12 protein-coding genes are annotated in these 15,093 nt (G+C 40.3%); 11 read left to right on the top strand and 1 reads right to left on the bottom strand.

Features of this window, described 5'->3' with window-relative positions:
- Positions 1-73: 73 nt before the first annotated feature.
- From FLK61_RS06585 to FLK61_RS06610, 6 genes are all read left to right on the top strand, one after another.
- The gene (locus FLK61_RS06585; protein ID WP_176008695.1) at positions 74-1,090 is read left to right on the top strand and encodes a LacI family DNA-binding transcriptional regulator; all 1,017 of its coding nucleotides are present in this window, start codon (positions 74-76) and stop codon (positions 1,088-1,090) included.
- An 89-nt stretch (positions 1,091-1,179) separates the two neighbouring features.
- Positions 1,180-3,276 carry an amylo-alpha-1,6-glucosidase gene (locus FLK61_RS06590; protein WP_176008696.1) on the top strand — a complete coding sequence of 699 codons (2,097 nt, stop codon included), beginning with the start codon at positions 1,180-1,182 and terminating at the stop codon, positions 3,274-3,276.
- A gap of 66 nt (positions 3,277-3,342) precedes the next feature.
- Positions 3,343-4,596, top strand: a complete 1,254-nt coding sequence (locus tag FLK61_RS06595) for an ABC transporter substrate-binding protein (protein ID WP_176008697.1) — start codon at positions 3,343-3,345, stop codon at positions 4,594-4,596.
- A 125-nt stretch (positions 4,597-4,721) separates the two neighbouring features.
- Entirely contained in the window at positions 4,722-5,564 is an 843-nt protein-coding gene (locus FLK61_RS06600) for a carbohydrate ABC transporter permease (protein ID WP_430708813.1), read from the top strand.
- Between the two features lie 22 nt (positions 5,565-5,586).
- Positions 5,587-6,411 carry a carbohydrate ABC transporter permease gene (locus FLK61_RS06605; RefSeq protein ID WP_176008698.1) on the top strand — a complete coding sequence of 275 codons (825 nt, stop codon included), beginning with the start codon at positions 5,587-5,589 and terminating at the stop codon, positions 6,409-6,411.
- Between the two features lie 177 nt (positions 6,412-6,588).
- Entirely contained in the window at positions 6,589-8,367 is a 1,779-nt protein-coding gene (locus tag FLK61_RS06610; protein WP_176008699.1) for a methyl-accepting chemotaxis protein, read from the top strand.
- Positions 8,368-8,444: 77 nt separating this feature from the next.
- Here FLK61_RS06610 and FLK61_RS06615 read toward each other — a convergent pair whose 3' ends face one another.
- Positions 8,445-8,819, bottom strand: coding sequence for a response regulator (locus tag FLK61_RS06615; RefSeq protein WP_176008700.1), 375 nt, complete (start codon positions 8,817-8,819; stop codon positions 8,445-8,447).
- Positions 8,820-9,211: 392 nt separating this feature from the next.
- On the opposite strand from FLK61_RS06615, the gene FLK61_RS06620 reads away from it, so the two are divergent.
- The 5 genes from FLK61_RS06620 to FLK61_RS06640 all read left to right on the top strand — a co-directional run bounded on the left by FLK61_RS06620 (position 9,212) and on the right by FLK61_RS06640 (position 15,076).
- The gene (locus FLK61_RS06620) at positions 9,212-10,420 is read left to right on the top strand and encodes a BMP family lipoprotein (RefSeq protein ID WP_176008701.1); all 1,209 of its coding nucleotides are present in this window, start codon (positions 9,212-9,214) and stop codon (positions 10,418-10,420) included.
- Positions 10,421-10,585: 165 nt separating this feature from the next.
- The gene (locus FLK61_RS06625; protein ID WP_176008702.1) at positions 10,586-12,115 is read left to right on the top strand and encodes an ABC transporter ATP-binding protein; all 1,530 of its coding nucleotides are present in this window, start codon (positions 10,586-10,588) and stop codon (positions 12,113-12,115) included.
- A gap of 5 nt (positions 12,116-12,120) precedes the next feature.
- Complete coding sequence (locus FLK61_RS06630) at positions 12,121-13,173, top strand: ABC transporter permease (protein WP_176011158.1); 1,053 nt, start codon at positions 12,121-12,123, stop codon at positions 13,171-13,173.
- The gene (locus FLK61_RS06635) at positions 13,174-14,139 is read left to right on the top strand and encodes an ABC transporter permease (RefSeq protein ID WP_176008703.1); all 966 of its coding nucleotides are present in this window, start codon (positions 13,174-13,176) and stop codon (positions 14,137-14,139) included. It begins immediately after the preceding gene.
- A gap of 244 nt (positions 14,140-14,383) precedes the next feature.
- Entirely contained in the window at positions 14,384-15,076 is a 693-nt protein-coding gene (locus tag FLK61_RS06640; RefSeq protein ID WP_176008704.1) for a DUF2225 domain-containing protein, read from the top strand.
- Positions 15,077-15,093: the final 17 nt, after the last annotated feature.

Consider the following 15,093-nt stretch of genomic DNA (forward strand, 5'->3'; position numbering starts at 1 on the left):
AAGAAATCTCTTGCGCATGAAAAGGGTTACATGTTAAAGTGTACTCAATAACCAAAACGTTTTGGAGGTTGACATGGCGACGATAAAAGATATAGCGAAAATTGCTGGAGTCTCTGTGACAACCGTTTCGAGAGCACTTAATGGCTACAGTGACGTAAGTGAAAAAACAAGGTCTCGCGTGGAGCAAGTAGCAAAAGAGCTGAAGTATAGCCCGAACGCTGTTGCACGTACTCTTGTTATGAATAAGTCCAAAACAATTGGTTTACTTGTCTCTGATTTAAACCGAGCGGGCGCGAAGGATATGTTCACGTACGAGGTCATGTGTGGGATCAATGATTCCGTATCTGATGAGGATTATGATTTAATTTTATTTAGCACTAATCATGATAAACAACAAGTCAAAACGTATACACAGCTATGCCAAGAAAGACAGGTAGAGGGCGTCATTATGCAAGGTGTCCGAATGAATGACACGTATTTAACTGAAATTATGGATAGTCAAATCCCATGTGTGTTAATTGATGTAGAATTAGAAGGTGACAGTGTTGGCTATGTTTCTACAGACAATGTATTTGGAGCACAGATGGCAGTCAAACATTTAGTTAATCTTGGTCATAAGAAGATTGGCTTTATTAATGGACATGATCAAGCTCTAGTAAGTAAAAAGCGCCGAGAAGGCTATGAGAAAGAGCTCACATCGGCTGGAATCACGATCGATGAATCGCTCATAGCGAACGGAGAGTTTAATGAGTTGCAGGCTGAAATAGTTGCTCGGGATATTTTAACTAAACACCAGGACATCACAGCATTCTTTTGCGCAAGTGATCTTATGGCATTAGGCGCCATGCGAGCAATCCAGCAAAAGGGACTGCGAATTCCAGAGGATATTTCGATTGTAGGATTTGATGATATTACACTTGCACAATATACGTCGCCACCTTTGACAACGGTATCTCAAGATAAATATCAGATGGGGTACGTTGCTGCAAAGCTGTTAATTGGGATGTTAACCAACTCAGATCAAGCTAGAAAAACGATTTTAGATAATCAACTAATAAAGAGAGGATCAACTGCTCCTGTAAAAAGATAAGCAGTTTTTCTTTACACGATACCCGAAACGTTTCGGGTATTATATTAGATAAAAACCAAAACGTTTCGGGAAGAAGGAAGGGGCTTACTATGAGCTATCGAGTCATTAAAGAAGACGATTTATTTTTATTAACAGATGAGAATGGAGATATACCGAAGGATCATACGTATGGACCTGGCTTATACACAAAGGACACACGATTTTTAAGTGAAATGACCTTAACTATCAATAAAGAAAAGCCTATCATGCTCTCCTCTGCTGCGGATGAGAACTACATAGCAGAAATTATCATGACGAACCCTCATCAAGAGACAGAGGAAGAATTGTTGTTGTGGAGAGAATCGATCGAAATAAAAAGAAAGCGCTTTATACATGATGGCGTTTTATATGAACAGATTCAGTTAACGTCATTCGCACCTAAACCGATCGTGTTTAATTTCGAAATGACCTTTGAAGCGGACTTCAAAGACATGTTTATTATAAGAGGATTTCAGCACGGGGAAATTGGGACGAAGAATAAAACCGATGTATCGACATCATCAATGACGTTTCATTATAGCGGTGCAGATAGCATCGAGCGAGCGACTAGAATTGAGTGGGACAAAGTGCCTTCTTATGTAAAAGAAGGGGAAATCGGCTTCACATGTAGCCTTTCGCATAGCGAAACAGAAACAGTTACTTTTGCTATATGTCCGGAAATTGGCGATGAAAAATCAACGCCAATTCAAGCAGATAAGGCTCTTCAAGCCTTAAAAGATAGCTATGCCGAGTGGGAAGCGACGACAACAAAAATACATTCAAATAATGATGTATTTAACCGATTGATCAAGCGTGGCGTAGACGATATGCGCGTGCTACTCACAGATATGGGCTACGGGAAATTTCCTGTAGCGGGTCTTCCGTGGTTTGGTGTCCCATTTGGACGGGATAGCCTTATAGCAGCTATGCAACTAATCCCGTTCCGACCGGAAGTAGCGAAAGGAACACTTCGCACGATGGCAAGTGAACAGGGAAAGCAGAAGGACCCTTGGCGAGACGAAGAACCAGGAAAAATTATGCATGAGATGAGATTTGGAGAATTAGCTAATACGGGCCAAGTACCATTTACACCTTACTACGGGACGATAGATGCTACACCACTTTTCCTCCTATTACTCACTGATTATGTGAAGTGGACTGGTGACTTAGAGCTGTTTAATGAACTCGAAGAGAACGTGTCTCGTGCATTGGAATGGATAGATTCTTATGGGGATCGAGATGAGGATGGATTTGTTGAATACCACCAAGAGGCTGCAAAAGGTATAGCTAATCAAGGGTGGAAGGATTCCGGAGACTCTATCGTACATCGCAATGGAGATTTAGCAGTCGCACCTATTGCATTAGCAGAAGTGCAAGGGTATGTATACGAAGCGAAAACGTCTCTTGCCAGTATCTATATCCACCTTGGAAAGAAAGAATTATCAAACAAGCTACAGGATGAAGCCACAAAATTAGCAGCTGCATTTGAAGAAAGCTTTTGGATGAAGGAACACGATTACTATGCGCTTGCCTTAGATGGTCATAACGATCAGGTTGGGACAATTACATCCAATCCAGGTCATGTACTAAGAGCGTTAATGGTCAAAGAAGATAGAGCGAAAAAGATAGTAAATATGCTCCTTTCTGATCGAATGTTTTCTGGATTTGGCATACGGACAATGGCTAAAGGAGAAGCGGGTTATAACCCGATTAGCTATCATAATGGAACCATTTGGCCGCACGATAATAGCTTGATCATTTTAGGGATGAGTAAAGCTTTCTTTTTTAAAGAAGCAGCAGTTGCAATTAAAGGGTTAATGGATGTAGCGCCATCGTTCGAATATGATCGCTTGCCTGAGCTTTTCTGTGGATATGAAAAGAAGGCAGTGAAATATCCAGTTGCTTGTTCCCCTCAGGCTTGGGCAGCAGGCACACCGCTCATGTGTACACAGGCCATGCTAGGATTATTCCCTGATGCGTTAAACAAATCGATTCAACTAGCACCATACTTGCCTGATGGAATCGACGAGTTAACGGTAACCGATATGGCTATATCTGATGGGGTGTTAAATATAAAGGTAATGAGAGAAGACAATTCGTTTAAAACAGATATTTTGTTAAATACAACAGGATGTACGATTTCGACGCTTGAACAAGTTAGTCCCTAATGAGGGGAGCCTTTAGGCTACATGTCTCATCACTATAGAGTAAAAATGGAGAGGGGTTTTACAAGGATGAAAAAGCATTTAGTAGGATTTAGTGCAGTCGCGTTATTGCTTGCAGCGTGTGGAGGTAACAATGGGGATGGAAATAACACAACCAACGATGGTTCGGAGGCATCGAGCGCAGAGCCTATTGAGCTTACATTGAGTGGATGGGGCTCGTCCCCAGCAGAGTCAGAGATTTTTAATGCAACGCTCGAAAAATTTATGGAAGAGCACCCGCATATAACCGTCAACTTTGATGTCATTGCTGATCAATATATGGATGTAACGCGCACACGATTAATTGGCGGGAATGCGGCCGATGTATTTTTCTTAGATGCTTTTGAGGCACCAGCTCTTATGGAAACGGGAGTGCTTGAGCCATTAGATGATTATATTACAGACGATTTCAATATAGATGATTTTGAAGATCCGTTGTTAGAAGCATTCCAGAGAGACGGAGCGACATATGGTCTACCTAAAGATACATCTACATTAGCGATGTTTTATAACGTAGATATGTTTGAAGCTGCAGGGCTAGAAGGTCCTCCAGAAACATGGGAGCAAATGGAGGAGTACGCGCAAATTTTAACAGACTCAACGGACGCATTCGGACTTGGAGTCGTGGCTGATTTGGCAAGACTTCGCTATATTGCAGAGTCTAAGGGTGGACAAATCGCTACTGATAACTTAGCGAGCTTTGCTTCTCCTGAAGTAGTGGAGGCGCTACAGCCGATCATTGATTTAAAGGATGCTGGTTATGCAGCTGTACCTGCAGACGTTGGTGCTGACTGGGGTGGAGAGATGTTTGGCCAAGGTCGCGCGGCTATGATGATGGAAGGTAACTGGACAATTTCCTTCCTAGAGGACACATTCCCGAACTTAAATTGGGACACTGCTGAACTACCAACTATTGATGGTCAAGAAGGATCGATGGCATATACAGTAGCATATGTCATGAATGCAGAGTCAGAGAAGAAGGATGCAGCTTGGGAGCTTATCTCTTGGTTAACAGGTCCAGAAGGTATGGCGGAGTGGACTGGTGGAGGATTTGCATTACCTACACGTAACTCTGTATCGGAAGAGCTTGGTCTGTTTGAAGATGAGATTCGTGCACCATTTGCTGAGGCAGCTGCTTACGCAACGGTATGGGCAGATGACACGAACTTACCGATCATCAACAATAACTTTAATAACGAATTCTTAAGTGCATTCTTAGGAAACAAGTCGTTAGAAGACGCTTTACAAGAAGCGCAAGACGTAGCAAATAGAGAAGTAGAATAATAAGTGTCAGGGCGTAATGCGAATACGTGCGCCCTGATCTTTTTAGAAGGGAAGTTAACGTGATGAGAAAGGAACCAACATACTCAAAGCGAGCCTTAATAGAATCCGGACAAGGATACTTATTTATGACACCGACACTATTTACTATCGGTGTGTTCGTATTATTACCAATCATTTACGCCATCTTCTTATCCTTTCATCAAGTAGAGCTATTAGGCGGTACTAATTTAGAATTTGTCGGCTTTGATAACTTTGCTAGAATGATCGATGACTACCGAGCAGGTATTGCTTTATGGAATACGTTCCAGTACGTCATTATCGTTGTACCTACTCAAACATTATTAGCTTTAGTGCTCGCAGCGACACTTAATGCGGGGCTTAAAGGGGAGAAATTCTTTCGAATCGTTTATTTCTTACCAACGTTAACTTCTTCAGCTGTACTTACATTGATTTTTATGTGGATGTACAACCCTGAAGGAGCATTCAACCAGTTTTTAGATTTATTTGGTTTACCTACGTACAACTGGATCAACGACCCTAACGTTGCCTTATTTGCCATTATGATTATGAATATTTGGGCTACAGCACCATTCTTCATGGTTATTTATTTAGCGGCCCTTCAAGATATACCAGATTCCCTTTACGAAGCTGCAGAATTAGATGGGGCAGGACCGTTCCAAAAATTCCGCTATATTACCGTTCCACAATTACGACCTATTACATCCTTTGTTGTCATTATGGGGATAATCGGAACATTCCAGCTATTTGATCAGTCGTATATTTTCTCTGGAGGCTCAGGGGGACCAAGTAACTCTACCTTAACCGTCGTGTTACTTATTTATCAATATGCTTTTGACGGTATTGGCAGAATGGGATATGCAGCGGCTCTGGCATTTGCATTAGCGTTCATTATTTTAATCGCAACCGTTATTCAACGAAAGCTATCGAAAGAAGAAACTATTTACTAAAGAAGAGAGAAGGTGTTTAACTATGAAAAAAATAAGTGTAAAACGTTCGATTCTCTACGTAATTCTCTCTCTTTATGCGTTAGTTACTCTTTTCCCGTTTTTATGGGCACTATCGTCTTCCTTTAAATCGTTAGAGGAAATTTTAACGCATAATATGAACTTAATTCCTCAAAACTTTACGTTAGATAATTTCCGATTTATCTTTATGGAACAACCTATGTTTATGAGGTGGTTGTTTAACAGTGTGCTAGTAGCCGTTATTGGTACTGCTTTAAATCTATTATTCAATTCGATGGCAGGGTATGCGTTAGCAAGAATCTCCTTCCCTGGTCGAAAATCGATGTTTATTTTAGTCTTGGCAGTACTAATGATCCCAGGACAAATTACCATGATCCCAAACTATCTTATTTTAAATCAATTAGGATGGTTAAACTCTTATCACGGACTCATCATTCCTGCTATGGTAAACGCGACATTTATCTTTATGATGAGACAATTTTTCGTTAACTTCCCGAAAGAAGTAGAAGAAGCTGCACAGATAGATGGACTTTCTCGAGTAGGGACGTTCTTTCGTATTGTCCTTCCAATGGCAAAGCCAGCGCTTGCTGCTCAGACAATCTTTGTATTCATGGCGTCTTGGAATGATTTTATGAGGCCACTAATTGTCATGTCTGATCAATCGATGTACACATTACCAGTTGGATTAAACCAATTTAAAGGTGTATTTATCACCCAGTGGAATTATATCATGGCGGCTTCTATGGTATTCACATTACCGGTACTACTACTTTATGCATTTTTTAACAGATACTTTATTAAAGGTCTCTCCTTACGAGGAGATAAATAAAAGGAGTAAGTCAAAACAGCTAGGACTTTACACATTTCGTGTGAATTCCTAGCTGTTTTATCTTCTAAATTAGCTATTATGGATGTGTTTTGGGATTTGGTAAAATCAAATGACACAAGACTTTAGAATCATGCTATAATGTAAGCGATATCATTAAAGGGGAAAGTGGTGGTTTTAATGGGGAGAAAAAAATCATTAGGCATTAAACGATCATTAACTAATAAAGGTAACCGTCGTTTTTCATGGTTTGGAATAAGGCATTGGAGACTAACGAGAAAGTATGCTGTTGTATTTGCTAGCACATTAGGTTTCTTTCTATTATCAGCACTACTTGTTTATACAGCGCTAGCTGGTGCAAAAGATGATGTGACAGAATTACAGCGGAGTGGGGATCGGGCTGTTATGCTCACTGATATGACGCAATTATTTGAGGAACGCTATGGTCTTTTATTGGAGTACATATTCTTCCCTAATGAAGAGATTACAGCTGCCTATACAGCAAGTAGCGAGGAATTTAGTCGACTCTTAGAAGATATCACCCCATATTTAGATACAGATGAGATGGTTAGCTTGACTACTCTAATAGAAGGAAACGACGCACAGCTAAATGACCTTTTCTTCAGACAGGCTGACGAAGTTGCTGGAGATTTATCTAATATTACCTTTACCGAGGTTATTATTAATCGAGCGCAAACCATAAAAGATCGGAATTTCTACGCCCTACAACAGCTTAGAATTATGGTCGATGATGCGAGAGAGTCCTCCGCAGTTTCTACAAATGAAAGTTTAGATTTTGTGACTGTATTATTAAGTGTATTATTCCTTGCGTCAATGATCGTCTCGCTCGGGCTCTTAATCCTTATTAACCGAAGCATTCGTAAGAGATTGCGCACTATTTTAGCGTATAGCTCAAATTTGACGAAGGGAAATATTCACGTTCCTTCTATTAAGGATGACACTCGAGATGAGCTTGGGGAACTATCACGTGCCTTAGATGACGTAAAAGAAAAACTACAGGAGACCATGCTGTCTATGCAAGCAACTTCTGATGATGTAAAAAATAAAACGGACTTCTTAACAGTATTTACGACAAACTTAAAGACGAACAGCACCAACGTGTATTCGTCTATGCAAACATTACTAGCAGGAATGGAAGAGCAATCAAATGCCTTTCTAGATATTTCAAGTGCTATGAAGGCGTATTCACTTAATATGAGAGAGGTGCACGATCGAAGTAATAAGTTATACGCATCGTCTGAGGAAATTAGTGAGCTGACGAAAGAAGGCAACAAAAAAATGAGCACTTCGGTAAAAGAAATTGAGAAGACAAATCGAATGGTTCAGGAGTCGTCTAGTCGAGTGACATCATTAGGGGATCGATCGGAGGATATTGCACAGTTTGTTCAAACAATCGAAGAAATAGCAAATCAAACTAATCTATTAGCGCTCAATGCATCGATAGAAGCGGCAAGAGCAGGAAATCACGGAAAAGGGTTTGCTGTTGTAGCAAATGAAATCCGTAAGCTATCAGAAGGGGTAAGGCTTGCAGTAGCGGAGATTACGACAATTGTTGAGCGAATTCAGACAGATACGAGGCAGGTGAGCGAATCACTCTCCAACGGATCAGCGGAAGCAGAGCGTGGTCTTATACAAATGAGAGAAACAGGTGCATATTTCGAACAAATTTTTGAGCGTGTGAAAGAAATGGAATCATTAGTAACGGATAATGCGACATCCATACAGAGCATTGCAGCGCAAACGGAACAAATGGAAGAAACTGTCGAACGAACAGCTGAAACAGCAGCTAGTGCAACTACTAATATAGGAGAAGTAACGAAAACAATGGACTCTCAACAGCATCAGGTAGAGGAAGTGGCAGAAAACACGAATGAGTTAAAAGATACGACGGAGGAGTTAAACCGCATTGTAGATAAATATAAGCAAGAGGCTTCTTGAATGTAAGGGAGAGCGTATTACAACCTACATTCTATTATCGTAAAAAAAGAGGCTGGATATGATTCCAGCCTCGAAAACTAGCTTGTTTGATAAATGTATTCTTCCAATAATTCTTTAATTGTGTGAGGTAACATAGGCTTTTGGACAAAGGATTTCGCGCCGAGGTGAACAGAACGACGAAGATGAGCATGCTGATTAGACGAAGACATCATTATAATGCTAGCGTCTGGATGAGTTCTCACAATTTCTTTTAATGCTTGAATACCGTCTTTATTTGGCATTACGATGTCCATGAACACGAGTGATGGAACGTGCGTATGATACATCTCTACTGCTTCATTTCCATCCTTAGCTTCAAGTAACGTTATCATAGGTTCACTCTCAAGAGCATGTACAAACTGATAGCGAAACAGGTCTGAATCATCACAAACTAAAACAGAATGTTTATTCATCCGAACACCTCTCCATTTCTACTATTATATACTGACTATTCTAACATTTTTTGATAGACAATGGGAACGCACTATTTTTTCTGTGTTTCAAGGACACATGTCCTGATAGAATAAATTTCTTTCAAAAACATATGAAAAAATGTAAAAAAACTATTTCTATTGGGCAGAATAAGTGGTATATTAATTTCGACCGAAGAAAACGCTACCAAACGAATTGGTGTGTCATTTTTAGAGGTCAGACATCGTACAAGTAAAATATTTCTTTTATGTAAACGTTTTTAAGATTATCATTTTCGTCAATGTATGTCATAATGGTGTCATGGTTTTGAATCTGACAAACGACAGACTCGAAACCTTAAAAAATTATGTTATTTTTGAGGGGGAGTTTCATCATGAACAAAAGAAAAACAGTTTTACTTTCATCCGTTTTAGCAGCTGGTGTCCTACTAGCAGCATGTGGATCTGATGATGAGAACACAACACCAGTAAATAATGGTGGCGGAAACGACGCAGGTAACAATGCTGCAGCTGATAACGTTGCTGATAACGAAGAGCCAGCAAACGAAGAGCCAGCAAATGAAGGCAATAACGAAGGCAATGGCGGCGGCGACGCATCTGGAGACGGCGAAGGCTTCTCTTCTAAGATGGTAACTGACGTTGGTGGTATTGATGACCGTTCATTCAACGAATCTGCTTGGGCTGGTTTAACTCAATTTGGAGAAGACTACCCAGCAGCTGACGTAGACTATATCCAATCTAGTGATGCATCTGATTACGCGCCAAACTTAAACCGTTTAGCACGTGAAGGTACGACACTAACGCTCGCTATCGGGTTCTTAATGGAGGACGATATCCGTACTGTAGCTGAGCAAAACCCAGACCAAAGCTTTGCAATTGTTGATACAGTTGTAAACGATGCTGACGGAAACCCAGTTTCAAACATTGCTAACATTACATTCGCTGAACACCAAGGTTCATTCCTTGTTGGTGCTGTAGCAGCAATGCATACAGAAACTGATTCAATCGGATTCATCGGTGGAGTAGAAAGTCCACTAATTAAGAAGTTCGAAAGTGGATTTAAAGCTGGTGCGATGTATGTAAACCCTGATATCGATATCGCAGTTCAGTATGCTCAAGACTTCAACGATGCATCTGCTGGTCAACAAATTGCAAATACAATGTACTCTAACGGCGCGGATATCATTTATCATGCAGCTGGTGGTACTGGTAACGGACTATTCACTGAAGCTATTGACCGTAATCGTAATGGTGATACTGTTTGGGCAATTGGCGTTGACCAAGACCAAGCACTAACAGAAGGAAGCTGGGATGGCGGAAACGTAATCCTTACTTCAATGGTTAAGCGTGTAGACCAAGCTGTTTACCTTGTATCTGAGCAAACGTTAAACGGAGAATTCCCAGGTGGAGAAATCCTTGAGTTCGGTTTAGATGATGAGGGTGTTGGTATTGCAGAGACTCGCGACAACGTTTCTGATGAAGCGATTCAAGCGGTTGAAGACTACGAAGCACAAATCATTAACGGAGAAATCGAAGTACCACAAACAGATGAAGAGTATGAAGCGTTTATTGGCTCTCTATAAGCTTTAATAACGACTTCTACAACATAAGATGAAGCAAAGGCTAGTCTTGCGCTAGCCTTTGTTTATACAAAAAACACGAAAATTCTGCTATGAAACGACAGATTTCGACACTTTTATCCGAAAATCTGTGGCTATTCTCTCAGTAGCTTGATAGGGGTTGTTAACTTGGAATACGTAATTGAAATGAACCAAATACGCAAAGAATTTCCTGGAATCGTAGCTAACGATAACATTACGCTACAAGTCAAACAAGGCGAAATTCATGCGTTGTTAGGCGAAAATGGAGCAGGTAAATCAACATTAATGAACGTCTTGTTCGGCTTGTATCAGCCTGAAAAAGGTGAGATTAGAGTTCGCGGAGAAAAAGTGAACATCACTGATCCAAACGTTGCCAATGATCTGGGAATCGGAATGGTGCATCAGCACTTTATGCTTGTGCAGAACTTCACAGTTACAGAAAATATTATCTTAGGTAGTGAACCTAAGAAAAATGGTGCAATTAACATTAAAAAAGCAGAGAAAGATGTTCAAGAAATTTCGGATCAGTATGGGTTACGAGTAGATCCGCGTTCTAAAATTGAGGATATTTCCGTAGGTATGCAGCAACGTGTGGAAATTTTAAAAACACTTTATCGGGGAGCAGATATCCTTATCTTTGATGAGCCAACTGCTGCACTGACACCACAGGAAATTAAAGAACTTATTCAAATTATGAAAAACCTGATTAAGGAAGGTAAATCTATCATCCTAATCACACATAAACTAAAAGAGATCTTGCAAGTTTGTGACCGCTGTACGGTTATTCGTCGAGGTAAAGGAATTGGTACAGTAAACGTTGCTGATTCTACGGAAAATTCTCTAGCTGAAATGATGGTTGGTCGCGAAATCAGCTTTGAAGTGGAGAAAGGACCAGCGAATCCAAAAGAACCTATTTTGTCAATTCGTGATTTAGTTGTAGAAGATGCAAGAGGGGTGTCTGCAGTTGATCACTTGAACCTTGAAGTGAAGGCTGGGGAAATTCTTGGAGTAGCTGGTGTTGATGGTAACGGTCAAACGGAATTGATTGAAGCAATTTCAGGACTTCGCAAAGCGAAGAGCGGTGTGATTGAAGTAAACGGGACGGACACGACTAGCTATAAGCCTCGTAAGGTAACAGAGGCAGGGGTCGGTCACATACCACAGGATCGCCATAAGCATGGTCTTGTACTTGAATTCACAATCGGTGAAAACATCCTTTTACAAACGTATTATCAAAAGCCATATACAAATAACGGAATTCTAAACTACAACAAGATATATGAAAAGGCAAAAGCACTTATTGAAGAATTTGATGTTCGTACACCAAATGAAAAAACACCTGCGCGTGCTCTTTCAGGTGGTAACCAACAAAAAGCGATCATCGCACGTGAAATAGACCGTTCTCCAGATTTATTAATAGCAGCACAACCAACACGAGGTCTTGATGTAGGTGCGATTGAGTTTATTCATAAAAAGCTCGTAGAAGAGCGTGATAAAGGTCGTGCCGTTCTTTTAATCTCTTTAGAGTTAGATGAGATTCTGAATGTAAGTGACAAAATAGCAGTTATATACGAAGGAACAATTGTAGCTATCGTAGATGCTAAAGAAACAAATGAACAAGAGCTAGGTCTATTGATGGCTGGTGGTTCTAAGGAAGCAGGTGAACCAACGACATGACGGAAATGTTAAAGGGTAGATTTTTTGGGTTAATTGTCCCTCTAATAGCGATTACGTTTGGCTTTATAGCTGGTGCTATTATTATGTTATTAAGCGGAAATAACCCTATTACAGGTTATGTAGCGCTATTCCAAGGTGTTTTTGGGGATACGTACTATTTCGGTGAGACGCTTCAGCGTATGACACCGTTGATTTTCTCTGGTCTAGCAGTAGCATTTGCTTTCCGTGCAGGACTTTTAAACATTGGGGTAGAAGGACAGCTTATTGTCGGCTGGTTCACTTCTGTTTACGTAGGTTTTACGTTTGATCTTCCAATGATTATTCACCTGCCTATGGCACTTGCTGCAGGAGCACTTGCTGGTGCGCTTTGGGGATTTGTTCCAGGGCTATTAAAAGCTCGCTTTGAAGTGCACGAAGTTATCGTAACAATCATGATGAACTACATTGCTATGCACGTTGTGAATTCAATTATTCGAACTTATTTCATTGATTCAGCTCAACGTACTGAAATTATCGCACCAACTGCATCTTTAGCATCTGATTGGCTTATGCAGATTACTCAATTTTCGCGACTTCACTGGGGGTTCTTACTAGCAATCGCAGCTTGTTTCGTAATGTGGTTTATTTTATGGAAAACCAAGCGTGGCTTCGAGCTTCGCTCAGTTGGTTATAACAAAAATGCGTCGGCTTACTCTGGTATGAGTGTAAAAGGAAATATTATACTTTCTATGTCTATTTCTGGTGCGTTCGCAGGTGTTGGTGGAGCAATGCTTGGACTAGGAACATATCAATATGCAAACATCCTTCCATCCTTCACAAACTATGGATTTGATGGTATCGCTGTAGCATTACTTGGTGCGAGCTCTTCACTCGGAATTTTCTTCTCGGCATTCTTATTCGGTGCTTTAAAAGAAGGAGCGAACAATATGCAGGCTGCGGCTGGTATTGCGCCTGAGCTTGTTGAGATTATCATTGCATTTATTATTTTCTTTGTAGCTTCAAGCTATTTGATTCGCTGGATCTATAGCCGCCTGCAAAGCAAGAAGGGGGCGAAATAAATGGATGTTATCTTAAATGTCCTTTATATCATCGTACCGGCTGCTCTAATTGCGGCTACACCTTTATTACTAACAGCTCTAGGTGGCTTGTTTAGTGAACGATCTGGTATTGTAAATATCGGACTCGAAGGACTCATGGTAATGGGAGCTTTCGGCGGTATTGTTGGTACACTTTATTTTGAATCTATAGGATTTGGAGCGCTTTCTCCTTGGATGGGAATTGTTGTCGCGATTATTTTAAGTGCTATCTTCTCTTTATTTCATGCAGTGGCTTCCATAGCGTTTCGTGCAGACCAGATCGTAAGTGGTGTAGCACTTAACTTCTTAGCTCTTGGACTAACTGTATTTATTGTTCGAGAAGTGTTTGGTCGTGGACAAACAGATACAATTAGTGACCGAATTTTTACAACAACAGTACCAATTCTATCTGATATTCCATTGATTGGTCCGATGTTCTTCACGAGAATGTTTTTAACAACATATATTGCTATTGGGATTGTTTTCGTTGTTTGGTACGTTGTATTCAAAACTCCATTCGGACTTCGTCTCCGCTCAGTCGGAGAACATCCAATGGCAGCTGACACAATGGGTATTAAAGTGAATCGTCTTCGCTATATTGGCGTTATGCTAAGTGGAGCCTTCGGTGGAGCTGGTGGAGCTGTCTTTGCAATTACATCTGCTGGTAACTTTGCAGGAGGAACAATTGTTGGACAGGGCTTTATGGCGCTTGCTGTATTAATTTTTGGTAAGTGGCATCCATTTGGAGCGCTTGGTGCAGCAATATTCTTCGGATTTGCTCAGGCATTAGGTACGTCTGCACAGCAGCTTCCGGGTCTGTCTAGCATTCCACAGGTTTACTTCTTGATATTACCTTACGTGTTGACGATTTTAGCACTGGCTGGATTTGTAGGTAAAGCAGATCCACCAAAAGCACTTAATACACCGTATGAAAAAGGTAGTAGATAAATATATGGACCACCCATACTTTATGGGTGGTCTTTTGTTTGTAGAATATTTTTTAGGGTATAATTAACTAGTGCACATTTCTGTCAACGTAAATTCGACAATTTATACGTGTTTTTGACAAAATACCTAGTAGTTCGACTAGTTCTTTATTCATAATAAATCATTTTTTCGACTTTGCTATTCCATCTTTAGAACCATTCGTATATAATGTGACTATGCCAATACGCTTAGAGGAGGGGTGGGTATGAAGGAGGATATTGGAGCGCTTTATGATAAAAAACTCCATTGCAACATATGCGAGCATGTTTATTCATCTAAAAAGCTTCGTTCAAGAGCAATTCGAGTTGCAGAATCACATAATGATTTTTATAAAGAATATAAAAATCCTCTTCACAACCCTTTACTTTACGAAGTTTATGTATGTGATCAATGTGGTTTTGCTAGCACGGATAATTTTACTGCTATACAAAAACAAGAAATTAAAACTCGATTTCATGAAGAAGTCACTCATAAATGGCATTCGCAGTCTTTTGACGGGGAACGCACTTATGAGAAGGCTATTAATACGTATAAACTAGCGATTTTAACGGCAAAAAAAACAGAGCAGCCTGAGATTGTTGTTGCAGGAGTTTGTTTAAAGCTTTCCTGGCTATACAGATATTTAGATGACGAAGCTAATACTAGGCGTTTTTTAACATACGCAACTAAAGCTTATGAGACGTCTTATAATATTGGTGATTTTAAAGCAACGGAGATGACAGAACTAACGCTTATGTTTATTTTAGGAGAGAGTCATAGACAACTAGGTAACAGAGACCTTGCTATTACGTATTTCTCCAAAATAATTCAGCATAAAAATAAGCATCTAGAGCCAGCTATAGTAGCGAGAGCTCGCGAGCAGTGGCAAGAGACAAGGCAAAAGGTAGAATCTAAGTAAAGAAGAGAGCGGGGAAG

This window comes from Paenalkalicoccus suaedae (assembly GCF_006965545.2).
In the GTDB taxonomy this organism is placed as follows: Bacteria; Bacillota; Bacilli; order Bacillales; family Salisediminibacteriaceae; genus Paenalkalicoccus; species Paenalkalicoccus suaedae.